The sequence below is a fragment of the Pseudolysobacter antarcticus genome, from assembly GCF_004168365.1.
Classification (GTDB): Bacteria; Pseudomonadota; Gammaproteobacteria; order Xanthomonadales; family Rhodanobacteraceae; genus Pseudolysobacter; species Pseudolysobacter antarcticus.
Map to the genome: position 1 here is coordinate 1,179,370 of NZ_CP035704.1, position 19,055 is coordinate 1,198,424.

At 60.0% G+C, this 19,055-nt stretch carries 13 protein-coding genes and 1 pseudogene; 10 read left to right on the forward strand and 4 right to left on the reverse strand.

Annotated elements, in window-relative coordinates:
• Positions 1-66 precede the first annotated feature (66 nt).
• Positions 67-2,046 (forward strand): S9 family peptidase, encoded by a 1,980-nt coding sequence (locus ELE36_RS04965; RefSeq protein WP_129832038.1) that lies wholly within the window; start codon positions 67-69, stop codon positions 2,044-2,046.
• Between the two features lie 131 nt (positions 2,047-2,177).
• On the opposite strand, the gene ELE36_RS04970 is transcribed toward ELE36_RS04965, so the two are convergent.
• Positions 2,178-3,911 carry a peptide MFS transporter gene (locus tag ELE36_RS04970; RefSeq protein WP_129832039.1) on the reverse strand — a complete coding sequence of 578 codons (1,734 nt, stop codon included), beginning with the start codon at positions 3,909-3,911 and terminating at the stop codon, positions 2,178-2,180.
• A 250-nt stretch (positions 3,912-4,161) separates the two neighbouring features.
• Here ELE36_RS04970 and ELE36_RS04975 point away from each other — a divergent pair, with 250 nt between their 5' ends.
• On the forward strand, positions 4,162-6,297 hold the full coding sequence (locus ELE36_RS04975) for a S9 family peptidase (RefSeq protein WP_129832040.1): 2,136 nt from the start codon (positions 4,162-4,164) through the stop codon (positions 6,295-6,297).
• A 200-nt stretch (positions 6,298-6,497) separates the two neighbouring features.
• A complete protein-coding gene (locus tag ELE36_RS04980) occupies positions 6,498-7,358 on the forward strand; it encodes a DUF1003 domain-containing protein (protein ID WP_129832041.1) in 861 nt (286 codons plus the stop codon).
• A gap of 185 nt (positions 7,359-7,543) precedes the next feature.
• Here ELE36_RS04980 and ELE36_RS04985 read toward each other — a convergent pair whose 3' ends face one another.
• Positions 7,544-8,554, reverse strand: coding sequence for a helix-turn-helix domain-containing protein (locus ELE36_RS04985; protein WP_165371479.1), 1,011 nt, complete (start codon positions 8,552-8,554; stop codon positions 7,544-7,546).
• A 241-nt stretch (positions 8,555-8,795) separates the two neighbouring features.
• On the opposite strand from ELE36_RS04985, the gene ELE36_RS04990 reads away from it, so the two are divergent.
• Positions 8,796-9,293, forward strand: coding sequence for a hypothetical protein (locus tag ELE36_RS04990; RefSeq protein WP_129832043.1), 498 nt, complete (start codon positions 8,796-8,798; stop codon positions 9,291-9,293).
• A gap of 29 nt (positions 9,294-9,322) precedes the next feature.
• Positions 9,323-11,722: an Ig-like domain-containing protein gene (locus tag ELE36_RS20940; protein ID WP_165371480.1), complete on the forward strand. Its 2,400-nt coding sequence runs from the start codon at positions 9,323-9,325 to the stop codon at positions 11,720-11,722.
• Between the two features lie 271 nt (positions 11,723-11,993).
• Here the strand turns inward: ELE36_RS20940 and ELE36_RS05005 are convergent, their stop codons facing one another.
• Positions 11,994-13,115, reverse strand: a complete 1,122-nt coding sequence (locus tag ELE36_RS05005) for a cyanophycinase (protein WP_129832044.1) — start codon at positions 13,113-13,115, stop codon at positions 11,994-11,996.
• A 312-nt stretch (positions 13,116-13,427) separates the two neighbouring features.
• On the opposite strand from ELE36_RS05005, the gene ELE36_RS05010 reads away from it, so the two are divergent.
• Entirely contained in the window at positions 13,428-15,554 is a 2,127-nt protein-coding gene (locus ELE36_RS05010; protein ID WP_129832045.1) for an amidohydrolase family protein, read from the forward strand.
• 68 nt (positions 15,555-15,622) lie between these two features.
• Here the strand turns inward: ELE36_RS05010 and ELE36_RS05015 are convergent, their stop codons facing one another.
• Entirely contained in the window at positions 15,623-16,549 is a 927-nt protein-coding gene (locus tag ELE36_RS05015) for a CE1 family esterase (protein WP_165371481.1), read from the reverse strand.
• A gap of 220 nt (positions 16,550-16,769) precedes the next feature.
• Between ELE36_RS05015 and ELE36_RS05020 the strand changes: the two genes are divergently transcribed.
• The 4 genes and pseudogenes from ELE36_RS05020 (at position 16,770) to ELE36_RS05035 (ending at position 19,021) form a co-directional block, all read left to right on the forward strand.
• On the forward strand, positions 16,770-17,036 hold the full coding sequence (locus ELE36_RS05020) for a YciI family protein (protein WP_129832047.1): 267 nt from the start codon (positions 16,770-16,772) through the stop codon (positions 17,034-17,036).
• Positions 17,037-17,076: 40 nt separating this feature from the next.
• Positions 17,077-17,301, forward strand: a complete 225-nt coding sequence (locus ELE36_RS05025; RefSeq protein ID WP_207215862.1) for an acyltransferase family protein — start codon at positions 17,077-17,079, stop codon at positions 17,299-17,301.
• A 50-nt stretch (positions 17,302-17,351) separates the two neighbouring features.
• Positions 17,352-17,808, forward strand: a pseudogene (locus ELE36_RS05030) (IS5 family transposase); the annotation flags it as partial.
• A 65-nt stretch (positions 17,809-17,873) separates the two neighbouring features.
• Positions 17,874-19,021, forward strand: a protein-coding gene (locus ELE36_RS05035; RefSeq protein WP_165371432.1) for an IS3 family transposase whose coding sequence is annotated in 2 segments (ribosomal slippage) — positions 17,874-18,144 and positions 18,144-19,021 — 1,149 coding nt in all. Because the reading frame shifts where the segments join, the coding sequence is not laid out codon by codon here.
• The last annotated feature ends 34 nt before the right edge of the window (positions 19,022-19,055 follow it).

Genomic DNA, 19,055 nt, shown 5'->3' on the forward strand with positions numbered 1-19,055 from the left:
TTTTGCACAACTTTGGGCATACTCCGGCGCTCTCGTGCTGGCAAGGCACTCACTCACGGAGGGGTAATGTCGCTCAAATATTTGCTACTTTTGCTGTGGTTGCCGATCTCGATATTCGCAGCCGAAATTCCGGTGACGGATTTCGCCCGCCACGCGCAATACACCGAGATGAAAATTTCGCCGGATGGCAAATACCTCGCCGCGATCGCGATCGTGCAAGGCGAGCGCGTGCTGTCGCTGATCCGACTGTCGGATCGCTCCGGCAAGAACCTGCACGCGCGCTCCGGGCGTGAAGTTCTGGATTTCCACTGGGTCAACGATCACCGCGTGATCTACAGCGTCACCTTGCGTCTGGGCGGTCTCGTGCGTCCGGTTGCCACCGGCGAATTGTTCGGCGTGAACGCCGATGGCGGCAGTGCCGATGTGTTGTTCGGATTCGAGGCCGGGCCGGCGATCAGCAGCGCCACGCATATCAAGCAGGCGCAAGCTGAGCGTGCCTCGGCGTCGCTGCTGGATTATCGGTCGAGCGATGAAAATTCCGTGCTGATATCGGTGACACCGTGGAACGACGGCGCACATTCGGCGGAAGGCGATTACCCGTCTGTGTATCGCATGGATGTGCGCCACGGCACGCGCACCCGCATCATCACTGCACCCATGCGCAATGCCGAGTTTGTCGTCGATCATGACGGAGTGCCGCGTTTTGCGTATGGCATCAATGCCGAATTCAAAGGCCAGGTGTATTACCGCCGCGATGGCAATAGTTCGTGGGAGCTGATCGAGGAAGGCAAGAATGACGGCAGCGTGCGTACGCCGCGACGTTTCAGTCGCGATGGCAAGGCGGTGTATTTCGGTTGCGGTGTGGGCAAGGCTGCCGGTTTATGTTCGTGGGATATCGAGGCGCGAAAATTCAGTGCGCTGTCACCGCCCGAAGATAGCGACATCAACGGCATGGTGTGGAGTGCGGATCGCAAGGATATCGTCGCGTTGCGTTACGAACCGGGTCGGCCGAAACTGGTGGTACTCGACAAGCAGGCGCCGGCGGTGAAAATACTCGGCACGCTGATGCAGAAATTCGGCGGTGAAGAGGTGCGCATCGACTCGAGCACGCGCGACGGCAGCAAGCTTCTGGTGACAGTTCAGAGTGATGTCAATCCGGGCGAGTTCTATCTGTTCGACAGCGCCAGCAACAAGCTGGAGTTTCTCGCGGCACGTCGTTCGTGGGTGAAACCCGAGCAGATGGCAGCGATGGAACCGTTCGAGTTGAAGGCGCGCGATGGCCTGGATCTGCATGGTTATCTGACCCGGCCGCTCGGCAAGGAACAGGCAAAAAATCTGCCGCTGGTGGTGCTGCCGCATGGCGGGCCGTTTCAAATCCGCGACTACTGGCAATACGACCCGGAAGTGCAACTTCTCGCCAGCCGTGGTTATGCCGTATTGCAGCTGAATTTTCGCGGCTCCAGCGGTTACGGCTACGCGTTTTACAAGGCGGGCCAACGCGAGTGGGGCGGCAAGATGCAGGATGATCTCACCGACGCCACGCGCTGGGCGATCGCGCAAGGTGCCGCCGACGCTAATCGCATCTGCATCTACGGTGGCAGTTATGGCGGTTACGCGGCGCTCATGGGCGCCGAAATGGAACCCGATCTTTATCGCTGTGCGATAGGTTACGTTGGTGTCTACAACCTGAAGTACGAAGGCACCCATTCCGATTTCGCCGGCTCGCAATGGGGCACGAATTATTTCAAATCGATGGTCGGCGATAACGATGCCGAGCTGATGCAGCGCTCACCGATTTCACACGTCGATGCGCTGAAGGCCGCAGTGATGCTGGTCGCTGGCAGCGAAGATCAGCGGGTGCCGATTGCCAACGCCGAACAGATGCGCGATGCGTTGGAGAAGCGCCATATCGCGTATGAGTGGCTGGAAAAACGTGGCGAAGGTCATGGTTTTTACGACGATAAAAACATCGCCGAATTCTATGAAAAGATGCTGGCGTTTCTCGACAAGCATATCGGCGCGGGGGCGAAGATCGCTGCGCATTGATCGATCGCTGCGGCAGTAAAGAGTCGGGGAAACGAAACGACGGAAAAAAGCTGTCCGCTGATTGCGGATCGTTGCGAAAACCTTCTTTCCCGTTTCTTTGTTTCCCCATATAAACGTTTATACGGCTATCCTTATTTCACGCCGTGCATCCAGCGTTTGATCAATGGACTCAAGACCAGCGCGACGAGCGCCGAGGCAAGTCCCAGCCAGACCATGTTGTGAAACAATGCGCCGTATTTTGCGGTCGCTTCGGCGACATCGATTTTTGTGCCTTCGGTGATGTCGAGCGAGGCGAAACTGCCGAACAATGCGGCGGCCTGTTCCGAGAACGAGGTCGCCAGCCAGAACGCGCCCATCATCACCCCGATCACGCTCGGCACTGATAATTGCGTGACCGCGGCCATGCCGATTGGCATCAGGCAAATCTCGCCAATTTCCAGAATCAGGTACGCCAACGCAAGCCACCACACCGAGCCAAGATGGTCCGGCGTGACCGAATTGTTGGCGGCGACCAACGCAAGAAACGATATCCCTGCGAGCGCCAGGCCGATGACGTTTTTCAGCGCCTTGCCCGGGCTCAATCGGCGGCGTTCCAGCCACGGCCACAGCCATGCGAAAATCGGCGACAGCAGGACGATGAACAGCGCGCCGAGATAAGTCAGCGAGCCGGCGGTCTGCGGCAGCACGATGCAATCGCGAAAAATCAGAAGGAAGCCGAGCGTGCCGAGTACCGCGATCATGCCCGCCGCGAGTCGCTGCCGATGCATGCGTAGCGCGACGCCAATCACGAGTGGACTCAAGGCCAGCGGAATCAATGACCACGGCCACGGCGTGCCTTCGCGAATCACCAGTGACGGGAAAAAATCTTTCTCCAGCAGGCGATCGGTAAACAGTACCCACGAGCCGTAGGTCTGTTCGTACAACGCAAAAAACAGCAGTACGCTGGCGACGTAAAACACCACGGCCAGCATCTGTTCGCGCTGCACGCGTGTGCAGCGTGCGAACACGTACCAGCCGAGCCAGATCAGCCATGCCGTCAGCAGTGCGAATTGCGCGTACAGCACAGCGTGACCGAGTTGCATCAGCAGCCAGATCACTGGCAGCGAGAGCACGGCGCCGAGGTAGATTGCCCATTCGATCGTGATCGGGCCGAGCACACGCTGACGCAGCTTGGCGGGATCTCGCGGCTCGGCGTGACCGAGCAGATATTTCTGGCCGGTGATGAACATGCCGAGCCCGGCCAGCATGCCGATACCGGCGGCGCCGAAGCCGTAACCCCAGCCGTAAGCTTCGCCGAGATATCCGCAGATCAGGCTGGCGAACAACGCGCCGAGATTGATGCCGGCGTAAAACACGGTGAAGCCGGAATCCACGCGCGGATCGTTCGGTGGATACAGCTTGCCAACGATCGTGGAGATGTTCGGTTTGAGAAATCCGACGCCGCTGATGATCAGCGCCAACGACATATAGAACACGCTGAGCGCAAACAGGTCGCGATGCGGTTGACCATCGACCAGGGTCGCCTGCGCGCCCTCGTACGACATGCCGAAATGCCCGAGGCACAGCAGAATTCCACCGAGTACCACCGCCTTGCGCATGCCGAGATAACGATCAGCAAGCAAGCCCCCGATCAGCGGCATCGCGTACACCATGCCGCCGTACGCGCCGACCAGAATGTAACCCTGGTCATCACTGAAAAGATGGTGTTTGACGAGATACAACAGCAGCAACGCCTTCATGCCGTAGAACGAAAATCGCTCCCACATTTCGGTGAAGAAACACACATACAAACCTTTCGGATGGCCGAGGAATTCTTCGGCATCGTTGCCGGCAGCATGAACTTCAGTGTGACTGGCAGCCGACATGGAAAATCCTTGAATGGGATACGACGCAACGCGCGAGTATAGCCATCCGCAGCGCTGTGGGCAGCTCGTGCCAGCGCCTGCTGATTGCGTCGATGCAATGCAGTGTGCTTTCCCGCCCGAAAGTCACTAGGATGCGGGTTCAATCACACTTAAAATCTGTTGCTGGATCGGTATCGATTGCTGGCTGTCGGCTGGTATGTGAGCCGATCTCGAACACTTTCCGCCCGCCTGTTTTTCCAGGGAGAATTCAATGTCAAAACTATTCGCCGCAACACTGGCGTTGCTGTGCGCGAGTCCGTTGCTCGCGAGCGAAGCGCCGCATCCGTTCAACGCGCACGATCTTGTGAACCTGCAGCGCATCAGCGATCCGCAACTGTCGCGCGACGGTACGCAGGTGGTCTACACCTTGCGCCAGACCGACTACGCGGCGAACAAGGGCTTGACCAGTCTGTGGCTGCTCGATCTGTCCGCCAAGGATGCGAAACCGTTTCGTCTTACCGATCCGCAAAAACGCGCCAGCAGTCCGCGCTGGTCGGCAGATGGTGCAAGCATTTATTACCTCGGCAAGAGTGGCGACAGCACGCAGTTGTGGCGGCAGGATGTGGCCGGTGCTGCAGCATCGTCGGTCAAGGATGGCAAGGTGCTCGGTATCAAATATCACGCCGTGTTCGATCACCTGAGCGATGCGGTGCAGGTCAGCAAGCTGCCGCTGGATGTGAGCAACTTCGTGCTCGCGCCGGATGGCAAACATGTCGCGTTCTCGGCGGATGTTTTCACCGATTGCGCCGATATCGCGTGCAGCAAAAAACGGCAGGACGAACGCGCCGCGAACAAGGCCAGTGGTCGCCATTACGACAAGCTGTTCGTGCGCCACTGGGATACCTGGGCCGATGGCACGCGCGCGCAATTGTTCGTCGCCGAACTCGGCAAGGATGGCATCGATACCGGCAAACTCGCCTGGGTTACGCGTGGCATCGATGGTGACGTGCCGTCCAAGCCATTCGGCGGCGACGATGAGTATTCGTTCTCGCCCGACAGCAAAACCGTGTATTTCGACGCGCGCATCGCCGGCCGCACCGAGCCGTGGTCGACCAACTTCGATGTGTACTCGGTGCCGGCCGATGCCTCCGCTGCGCCGAAAAATCTGACCGTGGAAAATCTGGCGTGGGATGCGACGCCGGTGGTATCGCACGATGGCAAAACGCTGTATTACCTCGCGATGAAAAAGCCGACTTTCGAGGCCGATCGTTTCGGCATCATGGCGCTGGATCTGGTGAGCGGAAAATCGCACGAGATCGATGCCGACTGGGATCGCTCGGCCGGTGGCATCAAGCTCTCGAAAGATGGCAAGACGCTCTATACAACCAGCGATGACAACGGCGATCATTCGCTGTTCGCGGTCGATATCGCGAGCGGCAAGGCGCGCAAGATCGTCACTACCGGTCAGGTCGAAGGATTTGATATCGCTGGCGATAGCATCATCTACACGCACAGCACACTGAAAAATCCCGCCGATCTTTTCCGCACCACGAGTGCTGGCGGCAAGCCGACGCAGCTCACGCAGGTGAATGCCGAAGCACTCGCGAATATCCAGTTCGGTGATTACGAGTTCTTCGATTTCAAAGGCTGGAACAATGAAACCGTGCAGGGTTATGTGGTCAAGCCGGTGGGTTACAACGCCGGCCAGAAATATCCGATCGCGTTCATCATTCACGGCGGTCCGCAGGGCGCGATGACCAACGATTTTCATTATCGCTGGAACGCGCAAACCTACGCAGGCCAGGGTTACGCCGTGGTCACGATCAACTTCCACGGCTCGACCGGCTACGGCCAGGCGTTCACCGATTCGATCAGTGGCGACTGGGGCGGCAAGCCGCTTGAGGATCTGCAGAAAGGCTATGCCGCGGCGCTCGACAAGTACAAGTTTCTCGATAGCGATCACGCTTGCGCGCTCGGCGCATCGTACGGCGGTTACATGGTCTACTGGATTGCCGGCAACTGGCAGAAACCATGGAAATGCCTGATCGATCACGACGGCGTTTTCGACAGCCGCATGATGTCGTACGCGACCGAAGAACTGTGGTTCGACGAATGGGAACACCACGGCACGCAGTTCGACAAGCCCGAAGCTTACGAGCGTTTCAACCCGGTCAATTACGTCGCGAAGTGGAGCGTGCCGATGCTCGTCATCCACAGCGAGAAGGATTTCCGCATTCCCGAAGAACAAGGTCTGGCCGCGTTCACCGCGTTGCAGCGCCGCGGTATTCCGAGTGAATTCCTGACCTTCCCGGATGAAAATCACTGGGTGCTGAAGCCGCAGAACAGTGTGCAATGGCATGACACCGTCAATGCGTGGCTGAAAAAGTGGTTGGTCGATACCAAGTAGGTCGCGCTACTTTTCAACAATCGAAACGGCAGTCTTCGGGCTGCCGTTTTTTTTTATTTGACTCGAAAATTGATTTCGTACTGTCGATGTTTAACCTGCCAAAAAAACATGCGCGGGATGCGGTTTGCGACAAAGCGTAGTAAGGTTTATCGGAGCCAACGCTGGCGCAAGAATATTTATTTCCCGAGGCTGGAAACCACATGAAGGCAACCCCGCTGCTGCGTTCGATCGCTTTATTCGACGGCCTCTCGGCGCAGGATCTCGATGCACTTGCGGGCGCGCTGGAGTCGCGTACGTTTGCCGCGGGCGCGAATATTTTCACGCAGGGCGATAGCGGCAGTTCGATGTATATCGTCGAGCACGGTGAGATCAATATTTTTCTGCCGGATGGGCAGTCGCCCGGCATCGCGTTGCGCACCATTCTGCCCGGCGAATATTTCGGCGAGCTCGCGCTGTTCGACGACAAGCCACGTAGCGCCAGCGCGCTCGCCGGCAGCGATGTGCTGCTGTACGAACTGCCGCGCGCGACCTTGGAGAATTATCTCGAACATCGTCCGCGTGCGGCGCTGGCGATTCTGCGCACGATCAGCGCACGCCTGCGCGAAACCAATGCACTGTTGTCTTCGCGCGCGGCAAAAAACGTCAACGAGGAATTCGAGAAAAGCCTGTCGTGGGGTGATCGACTTGCCGACGTCGTGGCTGAGCTCAACGGCAGCTGGAAATTCATTTTGCTGCTGCTCGGGTTCACCTTGGTTTGGTGTCTGATCAATACCGGCTGGATCATGAAATCGCCGCTCGATCCGTATCCGTATCAGTTTTTCAATCTCGCGCTGGCGATCCTAGTTGGCCTGCAAGGCCCGCTGATCGTGATGAGCCAGAACCGGCAGTCGCGCAAGGATCGCGCGAGGTCGGATGGCGATTTCAACGTCAACCTCAAGAACGAAATGAACATTGAAATCCTGTTGCGCGAGGTCGGCGAGTTGCGCGCCGAACTCAAGAGCGATCGCGCGGCGTCGACAAAAAAAGGATATCCGGAATCTATTGTGGGGCAACCCAGATAGAGCCAACCTCACGTTTGCGAGCTTGCTGTGGGTTTCGGCATTCGAACGACTTTCCAGTTCTTGGCCAGGAAGATGGGATTTACGCGCGATTACCGTTGCCTTTCGCCTCCAGTTGCGAATGCCGACTCTGCATTGTTCAAGCAACCATGGGTACGAATGGTTCGAGTTCGGGCCCATGGCCGCACTCATGCGGTCTCGTACTGGAAACGCCGAATCCAGTCGCTGAAGTCCGCCTCGGCTAGCAATGCCTGCTGTGGACTGGTCGCAGTGGTCATCGCCGAGTGCTTGCCATGGCGTGCATCACGCGGCGCGATGCCGTAGGCCCGGCGGAACGCCCGGCTGAAATGCGCTTCGCTGACGAAGCCATGCGCATACGCGATTGCGGCGATGAGGCGATCGTGGCCCGGAGCTGCGAGGGCATAGCGGCAACGTGCCAAGCGGCGCGCGAGCAGGTAGGAGGCGATGCCGCCATACGGTTTGAACAACCGATACAGGCTGGCGCGCGAGATGCCGGCGGCCAAGCGGATTTCTTCTGCGTCAAGCCACTGCAGGTGCAGATGGGTTTCGACGTAGCGCTTGGCGCGCGCCAGCGCCAGCTCTTCTTGCACGGTCGCTGCGATGCTCCCCTGCGTTGGCTGCACGAGTGCTGCGAACAGTCCGGTCAAGGATTGGGTCAGCAGCGAGGCCTCCTCCTGCAACAAGGACGGCAGGCGGCGTTGCAACGAAAACACGTAATCGGAAAACAAGCCCGCGGCCGTGCCGCGCAGCACGCGGCCATGCAGCCGGTCGGTGACGAGCAGCCGCTCCAGCATGCAACGTGGAACAATGAGCGTGAGCGTGTCGGAGCTGTCGGCCTGCGTCGCCAGCGGCTTGGCCAGATCCAGAATGCTGACTTCGCCGGGACGCAGATCGATGGATTCGCCGTTCACGTCGCCGCGGTAGCCGCCCTTGTGATAAAGCTGGATCAGGAAATGGTCCATGCCATCGTGGCGGATCATGCGCGGCGTGCGCGCGAAGCGTTGCCTGGCCACCGAGGTTTCGCAGAACAGCATATCGCCGAGATGAAACGTGTCGACCTCGGCGCGGAACGGCTCCTCATCGCCCATGTCGATGGTCGGTTCGAACATCACCGATACGGTTTCGCGCCAGACCGGGTACGCATCGCGAGCGGGCAGATCCGCCGTCGAGAAGCGCACGAACGGGATATTGCCGTGCGGTACCAGCGGTTGCTGTTGTGTCATCCGAGTTCCACTGGAGCGATCAAGGTGAGACGCTAAGTCAAGTATCTGAGACGCTCAGTCAAGTGGGCTTGTCCGAAGCTCAATATACTTGTCGCGCAAGTAATGTATCAAACGCGCCGTTGCAACGCAGGTCATGCCGGCTTGCTTGAGTATCCGCGCTGTCTGTTGCTTGCCGTGCTCATAGGGATGAACTGATATGCCTGTTACCAAAACCGCCATCGCGCGCCTGGGTGCGCTGCTGCTCGTATTTGCTGTTGCACCGGCGATGGCAGGCACGATCAGTGTCACCAGCGGCAATGTCGCGCCGTCGAGCACGACCTGCACGCTGGCGCAGGCGATCTATGCGGCGAATCTCGCCAACAATCCGACCAACGCAACACCGGCTGGCGCGACGACGATCAGTCCACTGTCGAATTCGGCAACCGCCTCGACCGGCAATTGCAGCAGCGCGGCGTTGGGTGCGAACACGATCGACCTCGCCAACTTCGCCGGACAAACACTTAGCTACAGCACGGCCGACAACTATTGGTACGGCCCCAATGCGCTGCCGCCAGTCGCCAGCGACATCACGATCGAAGGCTACGGCGTCACACTGCAAATCAGTGGCACCAAGCGGCTGCGCTTTTTCTTCGTCGGCGCCGACGCGCAAACCAGCGCCACGCCGGGATACAACACCCCGGCGCGGGCCACCTGACCCTGCACAATCTAACCCTCACCGGCGGCGTGCAATTGGGCGGCAGCGCTTTGGGGTACGTCGGCATATACGCCGTCCCCAACGGCTCCGGCGGCGGCGCGGGTATGGGCGGCGCGATCTACAACCAAGGGCGGCTGGATTTGTCGGCGGTGACGCTGAACGGCAATACCGCTACCGGGGGCTCCGTCGTAAGCGTCTCCTATAGCAGCAATAGTGGCGGCGGCATGGGTGCCGATGCGGGCGGGATACGCGGGATGGGCGGTGCAGTGCCGCAGGGCACAGGCGAGGCAGGCCAAGCCGGAAGTGCGACTGCCGCCGGCAGCGGCGGCGGGCCGCACACCGGGCTGGCCGGCAACGCCAGTGGTGCCGCAGCGGGTGACGGTGGTGGTGCTGGCGGTGGTGCCCCCATATACCCGCCCGGCTACTTCAACGGCGGCGGCGGCGGCGGCGGCTTCGGCGGCGGCAGCGGCGGCAGCGGCGGCGGCAGCGGCAACGGTCTTCCCGGTGGTAGCGGCGGCGGCTTCGGCGGCAGCGGCCTGGATGGCAACATCGACCCCGCCAGCCAAATCGGTGGCGGTGGCGGTGGCGGTGGCGGCGGCATCGGCGGCGGCGGCGGCGGCGGCCGCGGCCTCGCCGGCGGCGGCCCCTACGCCGTCACCACCGCCGGTGGCGGTGGCTTTGGCGGTGGTGGTGGTGGCCTCTTCGAATATACCGGCGGCGGCTTCGGCGGCGACGGCGGTTTCGGCGGCGGCGGCGGCGGCCGCGGCGGTTTCAGCCTCGGCATGGGCGTTGGTGGCTTTGGCGGCGGTGGCGGTGGCGACGGTGGCGGCGGCGGCGGCGGCTTCGGTGGCGCGATCTTCAACCACGCTGGCACCCTCAGCCTGGTCAACTGCACGCTGACGGCGAACAGTGCTGCGGGCGGCGGCGGCGGCGGCGGCGGCGGCAGCGGCAACGGCAACGGCTACGGCGGGGCGATTTTCAATCTCAATGGCTCGGTATCGATCAGTTTTTCGACGCTCGCGGGCAATACCGCCACGGCCTGGGCGGCCAACACCAGCACCGGCGTCAGCGCGGGCAATGCCGACGGCGGCGCAATCTACAGCCTCGGCTACAACGCGGTGCCCACCGCAGGAAGTGCCATCGCAAGCGTGACCCTGAGCAACAGCATCCTGTCGAACAGCATCGGTGGGCGCGATCTGGTCAGCGACAAACCCGACAAGGTGGCCGATGGCACCACCAACAACGCCGCCAGCGCGAGCGTGGCGAACGCCAGCGGATCCTTCAATCTCGTGATGAGTTCCGCGGCATTGAACGGCGCTGGCGCGTTGCCCAGTGGCTGGATCACCAACGATCCAACGTTGGGCCCATTGGCTGCCAATGGCGTGACCAATCTGCCTTTTACGATGGCGATCGGTGCGTCAAGCCTCGCGAGTGCTGCGGGCAGTTGCAGCAGTGCGAGTGGTGCCACGATCAGCGTGGACGAGCGCGGGCTGCCGCGCCCGGCCAGCGCCTGCGACCTCGGCGCATTCCAATTTCCAGGGCAGACGCTGACCTTCGGTGCGGCACCGACGGTGGTGGTGAATGGCATCGGCACGGTCAGCGCGACGAGTGCGAGCCCCAACTCGGGCAATGCGATCACCTACTCGACCAGCTCGACCGCTTGCTCGGTGACGAGCGCGGGCGTCGTGACCGGCATCAATGCGGGCACCAACAATTGCGCCATCGTCGCGACGCAGGCGGGCAATGCGACCTACGCGCAAGGCACCGCGACGCAGACCTTGAGCATCGGCAAGGCCAGTCAGTCGCTCACGTTCCCGTCGCAGAGCCCGGCCAGCCACGCCTTTGTGTCGAACGGCACGTTCGCGATCAATCCGCTGGCGACGAACACGGCAGCGAACTCCGGCAATGCGATCACGTATTCCTCGCTCACCGGCAGCGTGTGCTCGGTCAGCGGCACCACGGTGACGATGCTCGGCGCGGGCACCTGCATTCTCGCGGCAGATCAGGCGGGCAACGTCAACTACGCAGCGGCCACGCAGGCGTCACAGGCCGTGACGATCGCCAAGGCGACGACCACGACGGCATTGACAACCGCGTGCATGACAACGTTTGTCGGAAACCAGCCGTTCACGACGCTGGCCGTGGTCACCGGTTCCAGTCCGACCGGCAAAGTGACCTTCAATCAGGGGGCATCCGCGCTGTGCAGCAACGTGATATTGAACAGCGGCAGCGCGAGTTGCACCACGAGCACGCTGGCAACTATCGGAGCCGATACCAAAGACAGCTACAACCTGACCGCGAGCTACAGCGGCGATGCCCAGAATGCGGCTAGTGTTTCCGCGCCATTGTCGGTGACGGTTCTGCGTGCGAGCGACGTTGTCTATCGCAACGGCTTCGAGGCGGGCACGTTAACGTGCCCGATCGAATAGGCGGAGTGGAGGCAGGGTTCTCATGCGCAGGCGAATGGCCCGCCCTTCTCACCGCGCTGCTCGGACTCGCAGGCGGGGCGGAGCGCTATTCGAAATACCCTTCATCGAGAAGTCGGACCAACGTCGGAGTGTAGGGACCGTCCGCGATCACGCGTTGAATCATTGGCCGCGGCAGGGATAACGCTGTTGTCGCCTTCCCACACTAGATTCCGGATACGCCAAAAAAATAGCGATCGTCAGTGCGACGGCGAGGGATAATATCCTCGTAGAATCAGTGCTGAGAAAATTCGCCATTGCTGACATTGCCGATGCGGCTCGATGCCGGTTGTTCGACCGCGAAGGTCTTGAAATCCAGACCGCTGTGACTGTCGAGGCCGACGATGCGGATATCCGAAATGCTCAGTGGTTTGCCCGCGTGCAACAAGCTCGCCGCGTGTTGCGGCACCACCAGCCAGGCGCGCCCACGCGAGCCGGAATAAACACGAGCGTTGCCGTTCGCCTCAATGCACAGCGCGGTATTTTCATCGATGCCGATGCCGTAGATGCGCGACTTTTTTTCCTGTGCGGCGAGACGCGTGACAAAAACGATCAATCGGCCGAGGCGCTTGCGTGCGCTGAAATGACTGTCGGTGATGACGTTGTCGAGCAACGGCAGATGCAGGAAATCCGTTTCCAGCGTGACTTCGCTGCCGAGCGGATCGTGCAACGCCGTGGTCGATTCCACGCTGCCGCCATCCAGCGCGCCGTAACTGTAATGGCCGAGAATCGCCAAGCCCGCACTGGTGCCGCCGAGCGGTTTGTGTGCACGCACATGTTGTTCGAGCGCGGCGGACAGCGGCGTGCCTTTCCAGTCGCGGATGTAGTTGGCTTGATCGCCACCGGCGATAAAAATGCCATCCGCGTGCGCGATGATTTCGAGTACGTGTTGGTCGCTGGCCGCGCCGCGATCATGAAATACCAGGGTTTCGACCGAGCTGATTCCGCCGAGCTCGTCGAACAGATATTTGTGATAACTGTCGTTACCCGACACGCGCAGGATCAGCACATGACCGCCGCCGGATTTTGCGATGAACCAGCGGAATGCCGCATCGACATCGGCGCCGCCGCCCATCAGCAAAAGCGCCGCTTCGGTCAACGCGGGCGGGCCGCTGCCGGTATTGCCAGTGGCGTAATAATCGTAACCGGCGCTGTGACGGTGTTGCGGCGCGGTTGAGTTGATCTGCGGTGTCGCCACGGTTTCGGGTGCAGCGGCAGCAATGTCTACTGCCTGCGCGCGGGCAATATTGAGCATGGCGAACACGATCACAAAACACACGAATCCGAATCTGAGAATCTGCAGCACGTTGCCCCCTGGCGTGAGTGCGATAACGGGTGTCACTTTGCCAGCAAGCACGCATTACGCCCAAAAGGGCCGGCATCCCGATCGCAAAACTATGCGCCAGTGGCGCGCAGAAATCTGCAGGCACCGATGGCTCTTGTCGTTGCGCAACAATTGCGGTACGCGAGCGATGATGTCGCTTTGCGAAAGATTGTGGCGAAACTGCAACCGTGCGCGCCGAATCGGCATCAGTACTTGCGGCACAGCCCAAGCGTGGCGATACGCGCTAGTGTGCTCGTCTGGATTTGTCGCAGTCGTGTCTGGTCAGAAAGAAACATCCATCGGCGGCGTTTTTGGCCGTCCGGCATCCATTCGGGGAGTTCGATCATGCAATACAAAAAGTTGTTGGTGCTAGCCATAACCAGCCTGTTCGTATGCACGGTGCAGGCGAAACAAACTACGCGTTACGTGATTCTGGTCGACAACGGCAAAAAGGCCGGCGAACAAATTGTCGAGCGCGGCGACGACGGCCAGACCAAGGTGCATTACATCTTCAAGGACAACGGTCGCGGGCCGGAACTCGACGAAACATTTCGAGTCGCTGCCGATGGCACGCTGAGCGAATATCAGGTCAAGGGCGCATCCACTTTCGGCGCCAAGGTCAACGAACATTTCAGCCGCAAGGGCGACAACGCCAGCTGGTTGTCGACCACGGAAAAAGGCGCGACCACGGTCAGTGGTACGGCGTTATACATGCCGCTGAATTCGTCATTCGAAGTCGCATCGGTGGCGATCGGCGCACTCGCGCAACGCGCGGATGGCAAGCTGCCATTGTTGCCGGCAGGCACGCTCACGCAGCGCAAGATCGATGAAGTGGATGTCAGCCACGCCGGCAAATCCCAGAAAGTGCAGTTGCTCGCATTGACCGGGCAGGGCCTGTCGCCATCGTTTATTTGGGCCACCACCGGCGACAAACCGCGCATGTTCGCGCTGGTCGTGCCGGGGTATTTGCTCGCGATCGAAGAAGGTTATGAAGACGCCGGCAAGGTGCTCGACGCGCATCAGAAAATCGCCGAAGCGAATCTGCTCAAGGACATGGCCGCGCGTCTGCAACATCCGTTGAGCGGCCTCACCGTGGTGCGCAATGCACGCGTGTTCGATAGCGAAAAAGCCGAGCTTGGCGCTGCTTCCGATGTGTACGTACTGCGTGGAAAAATCACCGCCGTGCTACCGGCCGGATCGCCCAGCCAAGGCGTCGACAACGAGATCGATGCCGGCGGTCGCGTGATGTTGCCGGGCCTGTTCGACATGCACGCACACATGGGCCGCTGGGATGGCGGACTCGATCTAGCCACTGGCGTGACCAGCGTACGCGACATGGGCAACGACAACCCCACCTTGCAGCAGATGCTCGATGAAACCGCGGCCGGACAATTGCTCGGTCCGCAAATCGTGCCGGCCGGATTTCTCGAAGGCGAAAGCAAGTTCTCCGCGCGCAACGGTTTTGTCATCTCGACCCAGCAGCAAGCGAAAGACGCGGTTGACTGGTACGCCGAGCACGGCTATCCGCAGCTGAAAATCTACAATTCGTTTCCGCACGATATGGTGCGTGAGACCGTTGCGTATGCGCACAGTCGCGGTCTGCGCGTGAGCGGCCATGTGCCGGCATTCATGCGGGCGCAGGATGTGGTGGAGCAGGGCTTTGATGAAATCCAGCACATCAATCAGGTGCTGCTGAATTTTTTCGTCACGCCGACCACCGACACGCGCAGCCTCGAACGTTTCCGTTTGCCCGCGGAAAAAACCGCCGGACTGGATTTCGATTCCAAACCTGTGCAGGATTTCATCGCGTTGCTCAAGCAGCATCAAACCGTGATCGATGCCACGCTTACCACGTTCGATTTCATCCAGCAGCGTGATGGCGATATGTCGCAAGCCTATGCGTCTGTGTCTGAACACATGCCGCTGGATGTGCAGCGCGGATTTCGTGTCGCCAGCATGAATATTCCGGATGACAAAACCGCGAAGTTGTATGCGAAATCGTACGCCAAGATGATCGAATTCGTCGGACGCATGTATCGCGCCGGCATCCCGTTGGTGGCCGGCACCGACGCATTGCCGGGCTTCACCCTCCAGCGCGAACTGGAGCTGTATGTGCAGGCCGGACTCACGCCCGCGCAGGCGCTGCAGGTGGCGACACGCAACGGCGCGAAGTACACCCGCACCAGTGAACAACGCGGCAGTATCGCGCCCGGCAAGCTGGCCGACCTGCTGCTGGTCGATGGCGATCCAACCAGCAACATCAGCGACATCCGCAAGGTCGCGCTCGTGATCACGCAAGGCAAACTGATTTCGCCGAACGAAGTATTCGGCGAGCTCGGCATCAAGCCGTTCGTCGATAAACCGCCGGTGCTGCATGCAGTGGCGAAAGCGGTCGCAGAAACGTCTGAAACCAGAGGCAGCAACGGTGCGCCGAAAGTATTTGGCTCGATCGCGCGCGAGGAAAAAGAATAGCCGCACATAGCGACAAAGTTGCAAGATCCGTCATTCCAGCTCGCTCGCTGGAATGACGGACTGGCCAATCAGGGAGTCACCGCCTTCGGGCAAAGATTACTCCACACCTGGGCCAGATTTGCTGTTGAATAGGTATGTCCGCCCGGCGGGCTGCCATCGCTGAATACGGTATAAAAAAGTGTCGTGTTCAGCACCCAGCCTGCCGCCTGAAATGCATTTTTGTCGCTGGCCGTATAACCGCCGGTATAGATGGAGTCGGCCATGCCGATATGGATATCCAGCGGAATTTTGCGCGCGGCATTGGCCGGTACGCAGCTTTGCACCGTGTTGTAAGTCGGGCAGCCGGCCAAGGCCGCACCCGTGACGGCATAACCGGCGAACGAGTTTGCATTCACGCCAGCCCAGCCGGTAAGAACGATGTCGTCGAGCACTTCGCCGCCGGCTGAATATCCCCAGCCATACACGCGCGTAAGATCAATGTTGTAGGCCGCTTCGGCATCGGTGATTGTATTGGCGATGATGTTGTAGTCGGACGGGCCGCCGCCGTTGACGTCGGGTTCGTTCCAGCCGCCATTGCTGTTCGTGCCCACCGGCGAGGCGATGATAAAACCTCGCGTATCGGCCAGCGTGCCCCAGTCGGTGCGCACCTGCTGCGCGGCCGTAGCCGACGTGCCGGGGCCACCTGCACCGTGCAAAACCACGATCAGCGGCCACGCCTGATTTGCCGCATAAGCGCTCGGAACGTACAGGTAATACGTTTGCAAACCGAGGCCGGTGACCGCCACTTGCCGTGTGATATTTCCCGGCTGCGCGCCACCGCTGCCGTTCGAATGCAGTTGCGGAACCGCCACTGAGCCGAGCTCGAAACCGTTGACGAAAATCGCGTCGGGATGCGCACAGACCCAGCTCGGCAACACCACGCTCTGCGCGGCATGCGCACAGTTGGTGGCGACAAGCAGCGTGATCAAAACGGGATTTCGCAGAAGCTTGGACATGCCGACAGTATAGAGTTTGCCGACCCAGATGCCGATGTTTTGCCGATACGCATGGACAGCCACAACGCTTTCACGAGCGGCAACGTGCATCGCACTGATCGCGCCGCTGTTCGAAGTGCATATCCACGCTAAACTAATCGCAGTTTTGTCAGCAATTGATCGCATATTCGCAGCGAGATTTTATGCAACCGACTGATCAAGCTTGCACACAGGAGAACCCATGAAGATTGTTTGTTTTTACGATATGGCGCCTGGGGCGCTAGCGAAAGTCGCCGCACATTATCCCGCGCACCGCGCGATGCTGGACGAGTTTCATGCGCGCGGTGTGTTTATCGCCGCAGGGCCGCTCGGCAATCCGCCGGAAGGTGCGATGGCGCTGTTCACCACGCGCGAGGCCGCCGAAGAATTCGCGACCAATGATCCGTTTGTTGTGCACGGGCTGGTCAGCCAGTGGCGACTGGTCGAATGGAACGCGGTATTTATCTGAGTTTTCGTACCGACGTTTATTCGAGCGAGTTCGCCACACCATGATTAAAAATGAAAAAAACCTCGATTGGATTCAATTGCTGAGAGGCGTCGCTGCTCTGCTTGTCGTGTTGACCCACGCCAGATACGCATTGCTGGGCACGGATAGCTTTCCGTTGGCGCAGCAGATATTCCTTCCGGGCGCGATGGGCGTGGATCTTTTTTTCATCATCAGCGGTTTCATCATGTGTTACTCGACTGCAACTTCGGACGGTAGTTTGTCTTAGAGCCTGTTCAAAGTCTCAATCTATGAGACCGGCGTGCTGATACTGGCGGAATGAGATCAACCTATCCGAGTGACATCAGTCGCGCCCAGTTTGAGCAAATTCATCCTTTGCTGGAAAGCGCACGCAAGAAGACCAGCCCGCGTCGGGTGGATCTGTACGAGGTATTTTGCGCGGTCCGCTACCTCCTCAAAAGCGGCTGCCAGTGGCGCATGCTGCCCACGGAGTTTCCGAAATGGCGAACGGTGCATTCGTACTTTTCGATCTGGAGCGAGCCTGACGAGAACGGCATCAGCCTGCTGGAGCGGGCGTTAAAAAAATCAGGTGGGCGCGGTGCGTATCAAGCAGGGGCGCAACGCCATGACGAGCTTCTTGATCGTTGATGCACAAAGCGTAAAGAACACCGACACGGCGACGCATAAGGGCTACGATGCCGGCAAGAAGGTCTCGGGGATCAAGCGGCATATTGCCGTGGATACGCAGGGACTGCCTCACGCTATTGCGGTGACTATGTACTGGTCTAATTCTAACGGACACCTCGATAGGGGATCATTCCCCCAACGAGGACAAACGATATGAACCGATCCGCCCGTCGCAGCTTTGATGCAGCCTTCAAACTGCAAGTAGTTCAAATGATTCGAGACCAAGGCCTGAGCGTGGCCCAGGTCTGCCGCGACATGAACCTGGTCGACAGCGCCGTGCGCCGCTGGCGGGAGCAATACGCCGCCGAGCAGGCTGGCGGTGCTGGCCTGGGCAAACCGCTGACGGCTGAACAGCAACGTATTCGCCAGTTGGAGATCGAGAATCGGCGATTGCGCGAGGACAACGACTTGCTAAAAAAAGCGTCGGCCTTCTTTGCCCGGGAACTGAAGTGATCTACCGCACGATCACTCACTGGCAACCGGAGGCCGGCATCACCCGCTTATGCCGTTTGTTCCAGGTCAGCCGTTCGGGCTTCTATGCCGCCCGCCAGCGTGCGCAGACGGCCCCCGTCCTCTGCTCGACCAGTGTGCATCTGAAGTCCGCGTTCCATGCCAGCGGCGGCAACTATGGTAGTCGGCGACTGTGTGCGGCCTTGCGTACCCAAGGCCTGACGCTCGGGCGTCATCGCGTGCGCCGTCTGATGAAGCGTCACGGGCTGCGCACGCACTGGAAACGTCAGTTCGTGGCCACCACGAACAGCGCGCATGCCTTGCCGATCGCCGGCAATGTGCTGCAGCGCCAATTCAACCCCGTCGCCACCGACCGCGCGTGGGTGGCGGACATCACCTACATCCGCACGCGCCGTGGCTGGCTCTATCTGGCCGCCGTGCTGGATCTGTTCTCGCGCAAGATCGTGGGCTGGGCCATGGCGCCGACCCTGCCGGCCGAACTGGTGTGTGCGGCGCTGCAAATGGCCATCGCGGCGCGCCAACCCAAGCCTGGCCTGATCATGCATTCCGACCGCGGCAGCCAATACGCCAGCGCACTTCATCGTCAGTTGCTGGCCGATCACGGACTACTCAGCAGCATGAGTCGCAAGGGCAACTGCTGGGATAACGCGGTCATGGAACGCTTCTTCCTGAACCTGAAAATGGAGCGCGTCTGGCAGCGCGATTACGCCAACGCGTCCGAAGCGATCAACGACATCACCAACTACATCGTCAACTTCTACAACGCCACTCGGCTGCACTCCACACTCGGCTATCGCTCGCCCAACGAGTACGAACGAGCCGCAGCCTGAACTGCCCTAGCGGGGTGTCCGAAATTAGTTGACC